Source organism: Streptomyces sp. NPDC051364 (assembly GCF_040682115.1).
GTDB lineage: Bacteria > Actinomycetota > Actinomycetes > Streptomycetales > Streptomycetaceae > Streptomyces.
In genome coordinates, this window is the sequence record NZ_JBFBAH010000003.1 from 51749 (window position 1) to 66756 (window position 15008).

A 15008-nucleotide genomic window follows, 5' to 3' on the forward strand; every position below is an offset into this window, starting at 1 on the left:
GCCGAACCGGCCACCCGACCGGCTGCCGACCCCGCCGCCGACCAATCACCCGGCCTTTCCCCCGCCAGGGGGAGGCCACGCTCCCCCTCCCCGTCGTACCGTGATCGAAAGGGCTACGGAGGAGGGGGAGTTGCATGGCCGGATTGCGTCTGGGGCCGCTGCTTCGCTATGTCGACTGGGACGCGGGCGGTTCGGCCACGATATGGGTCGAGGCCGACCGCCCGTGCACGGCCGAAGTGCGCTGCGCCGACGGGGCCGGCGGCAGCGTGCGTACCTTCCAGGTCGCCGGGCACCACTACGCCCTGGTGCCGGTGACCGGCCTGACCCCGGGGAGCACCACGGCGTACGAGGTGCTGCTCGACGGCGCGCAGGTCTGGCCGCCGGCGGGGACGGCCTTTCCGCCGAGCACGATCACCACGCCCGCCGTCACGGCAGCCGGGCGGCCGGCCCCCGGGCTGCGGGTGACGTTCGGGTCGTGCCGACAGGCTGCGCCGCCGGCCGGCCGGCACGGGCCGCACGGTCCGGATGCCCTCGACACCCTCGCGGCGCGGCTGGCCGCCGATCCGGACGAGGTACGGCCGGATGTGCTGCTCCTGCTGGGCGACCAGGTGTACGCGGACCAGCTGTCCCGGGAGACCAGACAGTGGATCGCGGCCCGTCGGGACCTGCGGGATGCGCCCGGCGCGCAGGTCGCGGACTACGAGGAGTGCACGCGGCTGTACTACGAGTCCTGGCTCGACCCGGAGATCCGCTGGCTGCTCTCCACCGTCCCCAGCCTGCAGATATTCGACGACCACGATGTCGTGGACGACTGGAACACCAGCGCGGCCTGGCTGGCGGAGATGCGGGCGACGCCGTGGTGGCAGGAGCGGGTGCTCAGCGGGCTGATGTCGTACTGGGTGTACCAGCACCTGGGCAATCTCTCGCCGGCCGAGCTCGTGGCCGACCCGCTGTACGAGGCCGTACGAAAGACCCCGGACGGCACGGATGCACTGCGGGCCTTCGCCGCCGCGGCGGATGCCGATCCGGGCTCGGTGCGCTGGAGCTACCGGCGCGACTTCGGCCGGTCGCGGCTGCTGATGGTGGACACGCGGGCGGCGCGGGTGCTCGCGGAGGACGGGCGGGCCATGCTCGATCCGGCGGAGCAGCAGTGGCTCCGCGACAACGCCCTCGCCGGGCACGGCGGTTACGACCACCTCCTCATAGGGTCGTCACTGCCGTGGCTGATGCCGCCGCTGATACACGACGCGGAGGTGTGGAATGCCGCGCTGTGCCGCGGTGAGCGGGGGCCGCGGTGGGCGCGGATCGGGGAGGATCTGCGGCGGCGCAGCGATCTGGAGCATTGGGCGGCGTTCCCGGCCTCGTTCTCGGCGCTCAGCGATCTGATCGAGGAGGTCGGGACGGGGCCGCGGGCGCCGGCGACGGTGTGCGTGCTCTCCGGGGACGTGCATCACGCGTACGTGGCCGAGCCCCGAATACCCAGTACGGCGCGGGTGTTCCAGTTGACGTGCTCGCCGGTGCACAACTCGATCCACACCGTGGTGAAGTGGGGCTTCCGGCTGGGCTGGTCACGGGCGGGGCGGTGGATGGGGCGCGGGTTCTCGCGGCACGGGCGGACGGGGCGTCCGCCGCTGAGCTGGCGTCGTACGGGTGGGCCGTGGTTCGGGAACCAGCTGATGACGCTGACGCTGGCGGGCCGGTCTGCCCGGCTGCGGCTGGACCAGGCGCACAAGGCCCGGAAGGGACAGCAGCGGGCCCGGCTGGTGACGGTCCTGGACCGAGAGCTGACGGCGGCGGACTGAATAAGGCAGGGGGCCGGTCGGCACGACCGGAACCGCCAGCGCAGCCGCACCGGACTGCACGAACCACACGGACCGCACGGACCACGCTGACGGCACAACAGGCGCGAAAGCCGCACACCGCAACTCACTGCCCGAGAAGGACAGACGGGGCTGACACACCGTGGGCCCGGGAAGCCCCCGGGCGTACGGCGCACCAACGCCAGGCGTACGCTGTATGGCTGTCAAGCCGCCCCTGCCGCTCCCCCGCGACGTCGCGGCGCTTCACGCCGAAGCACGTCAATCGGACTGGGGAGTCCCGCTTTGTTTGAGACTCTGGGGTCGCTGACCACGAGCCCATGGATCTACGCCGTGGTGGCGCTGTCCGTCGTGCTCGACGTCTTCCTGCCGGTACTGCCGAGCGGGGTTCTGGTGATCACCGCTGCGGCGGCTGCGGCAGCCGCCGGGGCGGCCGGGCCGGTGCCGGTTCCGGCACAGGTGCCGGACATCCTGGCGCTGCTGGTGATCGCCACGACCTCGTCGGTACTGGGTGACATGGCCGCGTTCCGGCTGGCCCGCCGCGGCGGGGCCCGGCTGGACCGCGTCATCGCCCGGTCCCGCCGCCTCACCCGGGCCCAGGAACGCCTGGGCACGGCCCTGGCCCGCGGCGGCGGCGCCCTTGTGGTGATCGCCCGCTTCGCGCCGGCCGGCCGCTCGGTGGTGTCCCTGGGCGCGGGCAAGACCCACCGCAAGGCCATGGAGTTCCTGCCCTGGTCGGTCCTGGCCGGCATGGCCTGGGCCGGGTACAGCGTGGCTCTGGGCTACTTCGGCACCCAGTGGCTCGGCGCCGCCTGGCTCGGCACGGCGGTCTCCGTGATCGCCCTCTTCGCCGCGGGGGCCCTGGCGGCCTTCGTCGTCCGGCGCCCCGCCCCGACACCGGCATAGCCCGCAGCCCGCTCGTACCCGATTCCCCCGGGCGGAGCAGCGGCTCACCCGTTCACCCGGCCCCGATCGCCGCCCCGGGCCCGGGCTCCTAGCGTCCACATCACGGTGCGCAACCGAATCCGCGTCACATCCGTGGCCTGGCCGTGCCGTTTCGAGGAGCCCGAGGAGTTCTCTCCATGCCCGCCAAGCCGCTCGCCCAGCTGCCGAACCACCGCCTCCTTGCAAGGGTCGCGGCCGCGACCCTCGTCCTCGCCGCGGCCACTCCCCTCACGGTCGCCTACGCCGCCTCCCCCTCCGCCGGCGTCTCCCCCACCGCCGTCGCCCCCGGCGGGCGGGTCAGCCTGAACGTCACCGGCTGCGGGACCAAGACCGGCCTTGCCTCGTCCAGCGCCTTCGGCGACGTACGTCTGACGCCGGGCAACCTCGAGGCCACGAACCTCTTCGGCAACGCCACCGTCTTCAGCAACGCCAACACCGGCGCGCACTCCGTCACCTTCGAGTGCGGCGGCGCCGGTGGCCAGCGCGTCACCGTCTCCCTCCAGGTCACGACGGGCGCGGCCCGCGGCGGGCTGGGCGGCAGCATCGGCGCCGTGAGCCCCGGCCGGATCGCCCTGGGCGCCGCGATGGCCGCAGGCGCGCTCGGCACCGGCATCTGGGTACTGCGCCGCCGCTCCCGCATGTCGTGACCCCGGTCGGGGCGACGCAGCCCCGAGCCCACGATGCCACTGCCGCCGGCGCCCGCCGAGTCGTCCGTACGGGACCCGCACGGGCAAGCCGTACTCGGCGCTGCCCCGTACGACAACCACGGGGCGGGGCGAACCTAGGCGATGGTGGCTGCCACCGCGCCCCTGACCTGCAGCCCGTCCAGCAGGTCCCGCGTCGCCTCGGCAATCGCCTCCACGGCGGCCTCGAAGACCTCCTGATTGTGCGCGGCGGGCGCCCGGAACCCGGACACCTTCCGTACGTACTGCAGCGCGGCGGCGCGGATCTCCTCCTCGGTGGCCTTCTCGGGGATGGCGGGCGGGCGCAGGGTCTTAATGGAACGGCACATACCCCCACTATCCCGCTACTGCGGCAGCTCGGCCCCGGACAGTTTCATGATCAAACCGGCTTGCAGTCGCGCCCTCAATACAGGATCCGTGACCTCATCGAGCAGCTCGACGGCCTGCTGCATGGCGGCGGCGGCCCGCCGGTCCTCCCGCAGGGAGGCGGTCTGATCGGCCATGTGCTTGAGCGCGATGTCGGCCCGCCGGTGAAACAGCTGCCCGACGAGCGTGACGACGACGCCGACCGAGCTCATCACCACGCCGAGGTACAGATCCCCACTGCTCTCGGCCTTCCACACTGCCAGGGCCACCCCGAGCAGCAGTATGGCGGCGCCGGCCCCGGCGAACCGCTGGCTGGTGGCGAAGCTGCTGCGCGCCTGCGTCAGCCCGTACGCGTAGTACTCCACGAGCACGGACGTGAATTCGGCGTCCCCGTGCCCCTCCCGCCCGGCCGGTATCCCCCCGACATCGGCGTACTTGGGATCCCCGACGACCGCCGCAGGCTCCGCCACCCGCGCCATCAACCGCGCCCGCTCATCATCCCGCCGCCGCTCGAACCCTTCCCTGGCCATGCGGTCCAGTACGACGTACGCCACGCCGCCGGCCACGACCGCCAGCAGCCCGACACCCCCCACCACCCACTCACCCATCCCCCGACGATCGCACGGGCCCTCGACGGGCCGTCAAGACTCCCGCGGCAGTGAACTGTGCAGTGAGGGCAGGTGACTTCGCCGGCGCGACCACACCGGGCTCCGCACGGACCGGCCGGTCGAAGGGAACTGCCGTCGTTGATGTGACGTACGGACGTCAGGAAGGCGCTTGCCGGGTTCCCCGGAAATCTGCCGCGCCAGCTCGTCGACGGCCTTCAGCGTGATCCACATTTCACCGAGCGGAGCGGCCAGAAGTTTCGAAACATCACCGGCGGCCATTCAGGTGAGGGCCTCTCGGTTGAACTGTGATCGTAGCTGGGTGTGTTGCCTTCCCACTGATTTATCCGACATAAATCATTTCCGTTGATATTCCCGTATCACTCACGGGAACGACTCGCGATCCGCCGAAGGAGCCCCGATGCGTCGGAGCATCTCTCGTACCGCCCCCGTTCTCATGGGACTCACCCTCGCCGCCTTTGGCGCCGTTGCGCCGCCCGCTACCGCACAAGCCGACACACCGGGTCCGGACCTACTCGGCGTACCGTAGTCGGCCACGGCGCCTACCAAACCAGTGCCCGGCACCCCCTCCGCCGAGGCAAGCAGCACCACTCGTGCCACCAGCCGGGCACTGATTGTGAACCTGACCAGCTGCAGTGAGAGCGACCTGCAAGCCGCGATCGGCGCTGTCGCCACAGTAGGCGGCACGGTCAACCTCAGGCCCGGCTGCACCTACACCCTCACCGACGCCACACCGCCCAACGACGACAACGGACTGCCGGTCATCACGAATAACGTGACGATCAACGGAAACGGCGACACCATCACCCGAGCCGCAACCGCGGCGAATTTCCGCTTCTTCGAAATCGACGGCCCCATTGGAAACCTCACTCTCAACACCCTGACCCTCAGCAACGGTCACGCGTCCTCTGGCCTTGGCAACGGCCGGGGCGGTGCCGTCTGGCTCAGCGGCGCCGGTCCCGCACTGACGCTGGACAACACCACCCTCACCACCAACACCGCCGACACCTAGGGTGGGGCCATCGATAACGACAATGGCTCGGTGAGCCTCAACAGGAGCACGCTCTCCAACAACACGGCGAGTGCCGGCGGGGCCGTGTTCGTCAGCCCATTCGGAGGTTCCGGCACGGTGACCGTCGACGGAAGCAGGATCGCCGGCAACCATGCAACCAGCCTGGCCGGCGGGATCGCCGCCGCCGTCGGCACGACGGTGACGCTGAACTACACCCCAGTCACCGGCAACGACGTCACCGGTAACAACGGGCAGGGAGGCGGCATCGCGCAAGCCGGAACCATGACGCTCTACAGAAGCCAGGTCACGGGCAACACCGACACCGGTACCAATGCGCAAGGCGGCGGCATCTATAACGTTGCCGGCGCGGTGCAGCTCTACAACAGCCCGGTCACCGACAACACTGCCAACGGCACGAACTCCCGCGGTGGCGGCAACTTCAATACCTCCGGCACGGTGACTCTCACCGGTAGCTCGGTGACCAACAACCGCGCGCTGGGAACGGGTGCAAACGGTGGCGGCATCTTCAGAGCCAGCGGCACGGTGACGCGGAGCGCCAGTCCCGTCACCGGCAACCAGCCCAACAACTGTGGTAGCCCCAGCACCGTACCCGGCTGCTCCTGAAGGGTGCTGCACAAGGCTGAGTGCGGTCAGGTCAGTGCGGGTGGCGGGCTCTTCTGCTCATGACGCAAGGGCGTGATTGTGCATGTGGGCGACGGTCTGGACCGCGTGATGGAGATCCTCGGCACCCGCAGATCGCCGTAACGAGATGCCAAAGGCCCCCAACCGTGATCGGTTGGGGGCCTTCGTGCTGGTGGGCGTGGACGGTTTCGAACCGCCGACATCTGCTTTGTAAGAGCAGCGCTCTACCCCTGAGCTACACACCCGTGGATGAGTGGACAGCCTACATGGCAGGCAGACCCCCCACGCAAACCCGCATCCGTGGGAGAGAATGGACCGGGGCATGGCGGAGGCGGTACGGGAGAGGGATTGTGACGACGGCATCCCGGCGGTGGTTCGGCGGGCGGGACGAGAGTCGGCGGGCGGATGCGCAGGCGGCGAAGGATGCCGCCGCGGCCGCGTTCTACGAGCTGGATACCGCACAGCGGGATCTGCGGATTTCCATGGAGACCATCGCGGCCGCCGACGGGTCGCCCGCCGCCCGGCAGGCCGGGGAGGGGTTCGCCGCGCTCGGGCAGCGGATCGACCAGGTCAGTCACGTGTACATCGAGGCTGTGGATGCGCACGACCTGGATCGCGTCGATCTCGAAGGGTCCGTCGCCGCGCGGGCGCGGGAGCAGCTGACGCGGGCGCGGGACGAGCTCGTACGGGTCAAGGGCGAGCTGGACCGATTTGCGCTGGGGCTGCAGCCGCTGCTGGACAAGGCCGAGACGCAGCTGGCGCGGGTGGCGCCCGCCCGGGAGCGGGCCAGGGCCGCGCTGCTCGCGGCGAGCACGGCGCTGGACGACGTACGCGGCAAGGGGATGCGGGCCGACGAGTTCGCGGCGCGGCTGGCCGCGCTGGGGCCGGAGCTGACCCTGCTGAACCAGGGCGCCGCGCAGCACGGGGTGCAGGAGACCGTCCAGCGCGCGGACCGGATCCTGCGTGACGCGGAGGCGATACGGGCCGAGGTGGCGCGGCTCCCGGAGCGTGCTGCGGAGATCGACCGGCGCCTGGTCAGCCTGCGGACCCGGGCGCAGGCGCTGCGCAACCGGGCGGACCGGGTGGATCCGGTCCTCAGTGAGCTGCGCCGGCGGTTCAGTGCCGCGTGCTGGCAGGACCTGCAGCAGGTGCCCGACCAGGCCGTACGGGACGTGGCGCGGGCCGAGGAGCAGCTGACGGAGGCCGCGCGGGCGCGGGAGGAGCAGCGCTGGGCGGACGTCGGGGCGCTGGTCGAGTCGGTCCGGGGTGCGCTGGATGCGACCGACGAGGCGGTGTCGGCCGCGCAGGACCGGCTGACGCGGCTGGAGGCGGTGGCGCGGGACCCGCAGGCGGAGGTGCAGCGGACCCGCTTCGCGATCCGGGATGCGCAGCGGCTGGCGATGGAGGGCCGCAGTGTGCCCGATCCTCGGCATGCGCGGCCGCTGGACGAGTCGGTGGCCCGGATGGAGCGGGCGCTCGCCGCGCTGGAGGAGCGGCATCCCGACTACTGGCATTTCCTTCAGGAGATGGAGCAGGTGCGGGGAGATGTGGGGCGGGTCGTCTCCGATATCCGCGGCGGGCGCGGGAGCGGCTGAGGTCGGCCCGCGGGGGCGGCTGAGGCCCGCGCTTCTCGCGGGGTGGCCCGCGCTTGTCGCGGGGTGGGCATGGGCGGATGCTGGAAGGTGGCTGGAACAGAGCCTAGGAGGGCGTGATGGCTGCCCACATTTCGCATACGTCTCGTGCGTCCGGCGCACCCGGCGCGAGCGCACCCCCCGTGACCGCACCGCATGCGGCCTACGGGTGTCACGAGCCCCATGAGCACTACGCGCCATACGTGTCCCATGCGCCGATCGAGCTCCCCGCACCGCACGTCCCCTACCTGGTGCGGCGCGTCGCGCATCCCGTCAATGCCCGGCTCGACGAGCACCTGCCTTCCGACCACAAGCTCAGCAAGGTGTACCGGGTGGGCGCGGGCCTGACGGGTCTGCTGCTGGTCGTCTTCGGGATCCTCGGGCTCATCGACCAGATCGGGTTCTTCGACACCGGCGGCGACCGGGTGCTCGCGCTGAACACCAACGGCGCGCTGAGCGTCCTGTCGATCTGCATCGGGCTGCTGCTCTTCGTCGGGATGGTGATCGGCGGGAACTTCGCCTCCACCCTCAACATCGTGCTGGGGCTGGCTTTCATCGCCAGCGGGTTCGTGAACCTGGCCCTGCTGGACACCGGCCTGAACTTCCTGGCCTTCCGGATCCAGAACGTGCTGTTCAGCTTCATCGTCGGCGTGATGCTGATGTGGTTCGGGATGTACGGGCGGGTGGGCAGCGCCCTGCCGCACGACAATCCGTACTGGCGCGCCCGCAACCCCGAGCAGGCCGCACGGGAGGACCGGGCACGCGCCGCCGTCCTGCACGGGCTCTGAGACTGCGGCGGGGCCGGCTCTGAGGCTGTGGCGGGGGCATCCCGCTCTGTAGCCTTGGGCCATGCCTCGTTACGAATTCCGCTGCCGGACCTGCGACGACACCTTTGAGCTCAGCCGGCCCATGGCCGAGTCGTCCGCTCCCGCCGACTGCCCGGCCGGGCACGCCGACACCGTCAAGCTGCTGTCCGCCGTCGCCGTGGGCGGGACCAGCAGCGCCCCCGCCCCGTCCGGCGGAGGCTGCTGCGGTGGTGGGGGCTGCTGCTGACCCGGCGCTACCGGCGCTTGCGCGACAGGGTGATGCCGTCCGAGATCGCCAGCAGGACCGACTCCATGCGGGAGTCGGCCGCGACGTGGTCGTTGTAGGCGCGCACGCCCGCCGCCGAGCCCTTGACCGATTCGTCCAGGACCGTGCCGTGGAACAGCGTGTTGTCCGTGACGATCAGCCCGCCCGGGCGCAGCCGCGGAACGAGCTCCTCCCAGTACGCGATCTGGCTTTCCTTGTCCGCGTCCACGTACGCCATGTCGATGTGCGGCTCCTGCGGCATGGCGCGCAGGGTGTCCAGCGCCGGGGCGATCCGCAGGTCGATCCGGTCGGCGACGCCCGCCGCCTCCCAGGCCTCGCGGCCGTACGCGGTCCACTCCTCCGAGACGTCGCAGGCGACGAGCGTGCCGTCCGCAGGCAGTGCCTGCGCCATCGACAGGGTCGAGAAGCCGGTGAAGGTGCCGATCTCGACGATGTGCCGGGCGCCCGTCAGCCGGACCAGGAAGGCCAGCAGCGGGCCCTGCTCCTCCGCCGACTGCATGCCGGCCACGTCCGGGAACTTCTCGTACGTCGTCGCCACCAGCCCCCGCTGGATCTCGTCCAGCGGGGGGTTGTGGTCGAGCATGTAGCGGTACAGCTCGTCGGTGATCTTGGTGCTGTTGCCCTTGGTCATGCGCCCAGTGTGCCGACTTCGCCGCCCGGGCGGACACCCTCCCGGGCGACCGCCCGGGCGAATGCGCGCAGGATTTCCTCGCCCGCCAGGACGCCCGCCGTGGCCAGGGGCGTGACCGTCGGCGCGGTCCAGCCCGCGTCGGCCAGCTCGCCGTGGCCCGGGCGCCAGGACGCGTCCGCCGCCAGCAGCAGGTCCGCGTCCAGCAGGGAGTCGCCGGCGGCGAGGGCCGTGGACGCGCCGGTACGGCGGGCCACCTCGTGCATGGCCGCGCTCTTCGTCAGCGGGCGCGGCACGGCGTAGATCTTGCGGCCCTGGAGGGAGACCGTCCAGCCGCGGCCGTCGGCCCATTCCGTCAGCGCCTTGACCCACTCTTCCGGGACCAGGGCGCGTTCGACGACCAGGTACGCGAACAGGTCCTCCGCGACCCGAGCCTTGCGCAGCCACGCCGGGTCCGCCGTGGCCAGCAGGTGCCCGTGTACCTCTTCCAGCGGGGCGCACTCCTCGGCCAGCCGCGCGGCCACCTGGCGCCGCCAGTCCCGGTCCGGGACGCCGTCGACGAGCAGCTGCCCGCCGTTGGCGCAGATCGCGTACGACGCCGGGCGCCCGGGGAAGCGGATGCGCTGGTACTGCTTGCGCGTACGGGTCGTGGTCGGGACGAACACCACCGCGGGATCGGCGGTCAGCTCGGCCAGCAGCGCCGCAGCCGTCTCCGTCATGAACGACAGCGGCTTGCTCTCGTGCACCTCGACGCACAGCAGCCGCGGGGCCACCGGGTCGGGCATGGTCAGGCCGAGCGCGGCCGCCGAGTAGATGAGCGTGCGGTCGAGATCACTGGCTACCAGGACAGTCACTTGGAGGCCACAGCCTTTCCGTCGGCGCCCGTGGCGCCGCGCGTGAACCGGGGATGGATGAGTCCTACACACGTGTAAGGGAGCCCGTCGACCTCTTCCACCGGCACGCCCCGCTGCTCGGCGAGCAGCCGTACGTGGTCCAGGTCGGCCCCGGCGCCGCGCTGCGCCAGGATCTTCCACGGCACGCGCCGCAGCAGTACCCGCGTCGTCTCGCCGACGCCGGGCTTGACCAGGTTCACGTCGTGGATGCCGTACTCCTCGCTGATCCGCTCGACCGCCGCCCAGCCCTCCCAGGTGGGCGTGCGGTCGGCGGCGAGGAGCTCCTTGACCTCGGCGTCGACGGCCTCGGCCACCTCGTCGAAGCTGGCGGAGACGGCGTCGATGAAGCCGGTGGAGACATCGGCTCCGGCGAGCTCGCGGTAGAACTTCGCGCCGTGGAAGTCGGCGGGCCCGACCAGGTCGGACCTGAGCACCGTACGCGAGATCAGTCCGGACACGGTGGAATTGAGGCAGGCGGAGGGGATCAGGAAGTCCTCGCGGGTGCCGTACGTGCGCACGCAGGAGCCGGGGTCGGCGAGGACCACGATCTCCGGATCGAAGCCCGGGCCCCCTACTTCCTTCCCATGGGCCGCGAGCGCCGCCGCCAGTTCGCGCGTGATGGCGCCCTTGCCCGTCCAGCCGTCCACGAAGACCACGTCGGCGGGGTTGTGGTGGGCGGCCAGCCAGCGCAGTGCGTTGGGGTCGATGCCGCGGCCGCGCACGATGGAGACGGCGTAGTGCGGCAGGTCCAGGCCGTGCCGGGCCTGGGCCCAGCGGCGCATGAGGACGCCGACGGGGGTGCCGGCGCGGGCGAGCGAGACGAGGACCGGGGAGGGGGACCGCTCGGCGAGGACCGTCTCGGTGACCGTGCCGACGGCCCGGGCTATGCGGGCGGCGGACGCGGCCAGCGCGCTCCGGTACAGCTCCTGGTACTGGGGGGACGGCTGGTACTCGACGGGCAGCGATTCGGCGTAGTGCGCGCCGCCCGCCTGGATGGCCTCCTCGCGCTCCTCGGTCGGGGCCTCGAGCGCCACGTCGGAGAGGTCCTGGAGCAGCCAGCCGCAGTCCTCGGCGGCGTACGAGGAGAAGGCGGGTCCGCGCAGGGGCTCGGGCAGGATCGGCTCGGGCATGATCGGCTCCCGCCGGTCGGAGGAAACGTCGGGGGTGTACGAGGGGACCACCGCGAGCAGGACCCGGCCGGTGTGCGGGGCAAGGCGGGCGAGGAGCCCGTCGGGGGCGTGCAGCGCACCGGTGTCCCCGTGGGTGTCGACTACGGCGACGACGGTGTCGAAGCCGGCGCCCGCGACGTTGTAGGCGTACCGGTCGCCGGGCCCGTCGGCGGGGCAGTCGTGGGCGGGGAAGACGAGCCGGGTGCGGATGGCGTAGCCGGGGTCGTCGACGGCGAGCACGGGCGAGCGGGTGGTGGTCGAGAACCGGACCTCGGCCGCGGCACCCGACTCCTCCAGGGCCCGCGCGAGGCGCAGCGGCGCGTACATCAGCTCCTCGTTGCCGAGTACGAGGACCCTCCCGGGCTCGGCTCCGAGTGCGCCGGCGAGCTGCCGGGCCAGCGCGGGCAGGGCCGCCTCGAGCCGGGCCCGGTGCTCGGGGGTGAACCCGTGCCGGCCGCCGTCGGGGACCCCGTCGGGCCAGTCCAGCACGACACGCCCGACCGGAGCGGCGGCCGAAGCCGTAGCGGCCGCAACGGCCGTGGAAGAGCCCGTACCGGCCGTGGAAGAGCCCGCGCCCTGCTCCTCGTACTCCTCGACCAGCGCCTGTCCCTTGGCCAGGACCCCCTCCGGGAGGTGCACCGTGCCGGAGGCCAGGGCTATCAGGTCGACCCGCGCGCCGAGCTCGGCGGCGAAGGCGGTGAGCCGGTCGCGGTCAGCCGGGGAGCGCATGTCGACGAGGGCGACGACCACGTAGTGCCCGCGGGGGTGGCGGGCGTGCAGATCGCGGATGGTGTTCAGGACCGTGTTGCCGGTGGAGAACTCGTCGTCGACGAGGACCAGCGGCCCGCTGCCGGCCAGCAGCTTCGGGTCCTCCGGCAGCAGCAGGTGTGAGGTGGCGTGCGAGTGGGCCTCCTCGAACCCGCCGGCGGGCTCCACGCCCGGCACGGGGCGGCGGGTGGAGTGCAGGCAGGGGGCCGCGCCGAGGCCGTCGGCCACGCAGTGGCCCAGCCCGGTCGCGGTCTCTGCGTACCCGAGGACCACCGCGGAGGCGGCATCGTCGCCCAGCAGGGCGCGGACCCGCTCGCCGAGTCCGTGTCCGGCGGCGTAAACGGCCTCCGGGGACTGCGGGACGTGCTTGCCCAGCACCTGCGAGACCAGCAGGTGGGCCCGCTTCGGGTTGCGCCGCAGCGCCAGCCCGAGCAGCTCGTCCAGCCGTGGCGACCCCGGGTCGCCGGCCTCCTCCAGGCGTACGCCCAGCCGGTCCGCGACCCAGGTTCCCGACCACACCGCGTCGATCGTCTTGCCTCTCTCCGTGTTCGACCTGTTCAAGCTGTTCAACGTGTTCGAGGGACTCAAGGGCGGGCTCACACCTGAAGCCCGGCCGTGAGCAGGTCGACGAAGCCGACCTCCTCCTTCGCCACACCGAAGACCTCGGCGCGCAGCATGGTGCGTTCGGCCCAGGCCCGGTGGGGCTTCACTTCGTTCATCTTGTTCGTGTAGGCGGAGCGCATGACTCCGCCGCCGCCGCGCTCGGGGCGCAGGATGTCCTGGGCGTCGCTGAACTCCTCGTGGGAGACCACCGACAGTGCGTGGACGGGTGTGACGTGGGCGGGGTGGATGCAGGTCTTGCCGAGGAGTCCGTTGGCCCGGTCGAGTTCGATCTCGCGCAGCAGCCCGTCGAGGTCGTGCTCGATGAGGGTGGTGCGCAGTTCCTCGGCGCCTTCCTGGAGGAAGGGGCTGCGGCGCAGCTGGGGCTTGAAGAGGCGCTGCTGGCTGCGGAAGTACTCCCAGACGGGTCCGGTCACCGTGAAGCCGGTGCCGTCGGCGCGGCTGAGCACGTTCACCACGTCGGCGATCACTCCGGCGACGATCTGGACGTCGTAGGCGGTCATGTCCGGGGTGCGGCGCAGTCCGTAGACCGAGCAGAAGTCGGTGACGCCGAGGCGCAGGGCCAGGACGCGGTCGCGGTACCGGTTCACGGTGCGGGAGATGCCGGCGAGGGCTTCGACGCGGGTTTCGAGGTGGAGGAGGTCGGGGGTCTCCAGGACGGGCATTGCGTACAGCGGGTGGTGTCCGCTTTCCGCCTCGGCCTGGGCGACGGCGTCGAGAAAGGCCGTTCCGCGCTTCTCGGTGAATTTGGGGAGTACGAATCCGGCCAGTCTTCGTGCGGAGCCGCCGAGGCGGTGCACGAGGTCGGGTATCTGCTCGGGGGTGCGGACCCGGATGAAGAGGAGCGGGAGCTCCCCGCCGTCGGCGTCGAGGGCGGCGAACTGCCGGACGAGGTTGTCCTCGGCGTCCGTGACCTCGGCGTCGCTGATGGAATCCTCCAGGCAGAGGACCATGGAGACGACTCCGCGGCCGGCCTGCTTGTGGACGTCCCCGGCGAGGTGGGGGCGGGTGGCGGGGCTGTAGAGGGTGGCGCCGAGGGCGGCGGCGAGAATGCGGGCGGGCGAGGCGGAGGTGAACTCGGCCGGCTCCTGGTGGAAGAGGTCCTTACGGACGGTGGGCGATACGTGCCCAAAGTGACGCATGTGCTTCCCCCGTACTGCCTCGGCGGCCCAACTGGCATGGCCGGTAATAGTACGTACGAATATGAGTCAAGAGTTCCTCAAGCACATGAAGTTCAGGTAACCCTCTTGCACCATGCCCAGGTCTTTCGTCCGGGACAAGGCCCTGCGGGGGGCCGCGTTGTTCCGCGCCGCCCCGGGAGGGCAGGATGACGGGCATGACGCACGCGATGCAGAAGGGCTCGAACATCCCGGTGACCGCCGTGGCGGTCCGGGCGGTGCTGCGCTGGACCGGCGGCCCCGAGGTGCCGGACGTCGACGCCTCGGCGCTGCTCGTGGGCCCGGACGGGCGGGTGCGCTCGGACGAGGACTTCGTGTTCTACAACCAGCCCCGGCACCCCTCGGGATCCGTCTGGCGGCTCGGCAAGAAGCAGCTCGGCGACGGGATCACCGACGCCGTGCAGGCGGACCTGCGTGCGGTGCCGCCGGTCGTGGACCGGATCCTGGTGGTGGCCTCGGCCGAGGACGTGCCGTTCGAGCAGGTCCGGGACCTGCGGATCCTGCTGTACGACGCCACGGCGACCGGCGGCTCCGAGCCGCTGGCCTACTTCGACGTACGGCCCGAGACCGGCGCCGAGACGGCCCTGATCTGCGGGGAGCTGTACCGCCGCGGCGACGGGTGGAAGTTCCGCGCACTCGGCGAGGGCTACTCGAACGGCCTCGTCGGGCTGGCGACCGACCACGGGATCTCCGTCGACGAGAACGCCGCCGAGGCCTCGTCCGGGGCCGCCCCTGCCGCCGGGCCGACCGCCGAGCAGACGGCCGCGATGCGCCCGCCGACCCCGCCGGCGCCGCTGACGCAGGCCCCGCCGGCCGCGCAGCCGGCGTACGGGTACCCGCAGCCGGTGTCCCCGGCCCCGGTGCCGGTACCGGGCGGCGACCCGACGTTCCGGCTGCCGGTGCAGGGCCCGCAGTTCATCCGCCGCTGACACCCCGC

Annotated in this window: 15 protein-coding genes and 1 tRNA gene; 9 read left to right on the forward strand and 7 right to left on the reverse strand. The window is 71.8% G+C overall.

What is annotated here, in order from left to right:
* Positions 1-134: 134 nt before the first annotated feature.
* From AB0M76_RS07230 to AB0M76_RS07240, 3 genes are all read left to right on the forward strand, one after another.
* Positions 135-1802: an alkaline phosphatase D family protein gene (locus tag AB0M76_RS07230; RefSeq protein ID WP_365951979.1), complete on the forward strand. Its 1668-nt coding sequence runs from the start codon at positions 135-137 to the stop codon at positions 1800-1802.
* 300 nt (positions 1803-2102) lie between these two features.
* A complete protein-coding gene (locus AB0M76_RS07235) occupies positions 2103-2723 on the forward strand; it encodes a VTT domain-containing protein (protein WP_365951980.1) in 621 nt (206 codons plus the stop codon).
* A gap of 176 nt (positions 2724-2899) precedes the next feature.
* Positions 2900-3409: a hypothetical protein gene (locus AB0M76_RS07240; protein WP_365951981.1), complete on the forward strand. Its 510-nt coding sequence runs from the start codon at positions 2900-2902 to the stop codon at positions 3407-3409.
* Between the two features lie 134 nt (positions 3410-3543).
* Here the strand turns inward: AB0M76_RS07240 and AB0M76_RS07245 are convergent, their stop codons facing one another.
* Both AB0M76_RS07245 and AB0M76_RS07250 read right to left on the reverse strand, forming a co-directional pair.
* Positions 3544-3774: a DUF2277 domain-containing protein gene (locus AB0M76_RS07245; protein ID WP_365951982.1), complete on the reverse strand. Its 231-nt coding sequence runs from the start codon at positions 3772-3774 to the stop codon at positions 3544-3546.
* A 15-nt stretch (positions 3775-3789) separates the two neighbouring features.
* Positions 3790-4419, reverse strand: a complete 630-nt coding sequence (locus tag AB0M76_RS07250) for a hypothetical protein (protein WP_365951983.1) — start codon at positions 4417-4419, stop codon at positions 3790-3792.
* Between the two features lie 634 nt (positions 4420-5053).
* Here AB0M76_RS07250 and AB0M76_RS07255 point away from each other — a divergent pair.
* Both AB0M76_RS07255 and AB0M76_RS07260 read left to right on the forward strand, forming a co-directional pair.
* Positions 5054-5449, forward strand: coding sequence for a hypothetical protein (locus AB0M76_RS07255; protein ID WP_365951984.1), 396 nt, complete (start codon positions 5054-5056; stop codon positions 5447-5449).
* A gap of 30 nt (positions 5450-5479) precedes the next feature.
* Positions 5480-6073, forward strand: a complete 594-nt coding sequence (locus tag AB0M76_RS07260; protein WP_365951985.1) for a hypothetical protein — start codon at positions 5480-5482, stop codon at positions 6071-6073.
* Positions 6074-6261: 188 nt separating this feature from the next.
* Here AB0M76_RS07260 and AB0M76_RS07265 read toward each other — a convergent pair.
* Positions 6262-6336 (reverse strand) — tRNA-Val (locus tag AB0M76_RS07265).
* A gap of 105 nt (positions 6337-6441) precedes the next feature.
* On the opposite strand from AB0M76_RS07265, the gene AB0M76_RS07270 reads away from it, so the two are divergent.
* The 3 genes from AB0M76_RS07270 to AB0M76_RS07280 all read left to right on the forward strand — a co-directional run bounded on the left by AB0M76_RS07270 (position 6442) and on the right by AB0M76_RS07280 (position 8775).
* Entirely contained in the window at positions 6442-7686 is a 1245-nt protein-coding gene (locus tag AB0M76_RS07270) for a hypothetical protein (RefSeq protein ID WP_365951986.1), read from the forward strand.
* Between the two features lie 239 nt (positions 7687-7925).
* Positions 7926-8510 carry a DUF4383 domain-containing protein gene (locus tag AB0M76_RS07275; RefSeq protein ID WP_365951987.1) on the forward strand — a complete coding sequence of 195 codons (585 nt, stop codon included), beginning with the start codon at positions 7926-7928 and terminating at the stop codon, positions 8508-8510.
* A 61-nt stretch (positions 8511-8571) separates the two neighbouring features.
* The gene (locus AB0M76_RS07280; protein ID WP_365951988.1) at positions 8572-8775 is read left to right on the forward strand and encodes a zinc ribbon domain-containing protein; all 204 of its coding nucleotides are present in this window, start codon (positions 8572-8574) and stop codon (positions 8773-8775) included.
* A 7-nt stretch (positions 8776-8782) separates the two neighbouring features.
* Here AB0M76_RS07280 and AB0M76_RS07285 read toward each other — a convergent pair whose 3' ends face one another.
* The 4 genes from AB0M76_RS07285 to AB0M76_RS07300 all read right to left on the reverse strand — a co-directional run bounded on the left by AB0M76_RS07285 (position 8783) and on the right by AB0M76_RS07300 (position 14035).
* A complete protein-coding gene (locus tag AB0M76_RS07285) occupies positions 8783-9445 on the reverse strand; it encodes an O-methyltransferase (RefSeq protein WP_365951989.1) in 663 nt (220 codons plus the stop codon).
* Entirely contained in the window at positions 9442-10296 is an 855-nt protein-coding gene (locus AB0M76_RS07290; RefSeq protein ID WP_365951990.1) for an HAD family hydrolase, read from the reverse strand. The genes AB0M76_RS07285 and AB0M76_RS07290 overlap by 4 nt, the downstream gene beginning before the upstream one ends.
* Positions 10293-12800, reverse strand: a complete 2508-nt coding sequence (locus tag AB0M76_RS07295; RefSeq protein ID WP_365952346.1) for a phosphoribosyltransferase — start codon at positions 12798-12800, stop codon at positions 10293-10295. The genes AB0M76_RS07290 and AB0M76_RS07295 overlap by 4 nt, the downstream gene beginning before the upstream one ends.
* Before the next feature lie 68 nt (positions 12801-12868).
* Positions 12869-14035 carry an HpcH/HpaI aldolase/citrate lyase family protein gene (locus AB0M76_RS07300; protein WP_365951991.1) on the reverse strand — a complete coding sequence of 389 codons (1167 nt, stop codon included), beginning with the start codon at positions 14033-14035 and terminating at the stop codon, positions 12869-12871.
* Positions 14036-14229: 194 nt separating this feature from the next.
* On the opposite strand from AB0M76_RS07300, the gene AB0M76_RS07305 reads away from it, so the two are divergent.
* Complete coding sequence (locus AB0M76_RS07305) at positions 14230-15000, forward strand: TerD family protein (RefSeq protein WP_365951992.1); 771 nt, start codon at positions 14230-14232, stop codon at positions 14998-15000.
* Positions 15001-15008 lie beyond the last annotated feature (8 nt).

Excerpts from the sequence above, each read along its gene's own strand:
- AB0M76_RS07230 (WP_365951979.1), top strand. The coding sequence starts at position 135 with ATGGCCGGATTGCGTCTGGGGCCGCTGCTTCGCTATGTCGACTGGGAC.
- AB0M76_RS07245 (WP_365951982.1), bottom strand. The coding sequence starts at position 3,774 with ATGTGCCGTTCCATTAAGACCCTGCGCCCGCCCGCCATCCCCGAGAAG.
- AB0M76_RS07250 (WP_365951983.1), bottom strand. The coding sequence starts at position 4,419 with ATGGGTGAGTGGGTGGTGGGGGGTGTCGGGCTGCTGGCGGTCGTGGCC.
- AB0M76_RS07280 (WP_365951988.1), top strand. The coding sequence starts at position 8,572 with ATGCCTCGTTACGAATTCCGCTGCCGGACCTGCGACGACACCTTTGAG.
- AB0M76_RS07305 (WP_365951992.1), top strand. The coding sequence starts at position 14,230 with ATGACGCACGCGATGCAGAAGGGCTCGAACATCCCGGTGACCGCCGTG.
- AB0M76_RS07240 (WP_365951981.1), top strand. The coding sequence starts at position 2,900 with ATGCCCGCCAAGCCGCTCGCCCAGCTGCCGAACCACCGCCTCCTTGCA.
- AB0M76_RS07300 (WP_365951991.1), bottom strand. The coding sequence starts at position 14,035 with ATGCGTCACTTTGGGCACGTATCGCCCACCGTCCGTAAGGACCTCTTC.
- AB0M76_RS07285 (WP_365951989.1), bottom strand. The coding sequence starts at position 9,445 with ATGACCAAGGGCAACAGCACCAAGATCACCGACGAGCTGTACCGCTAC.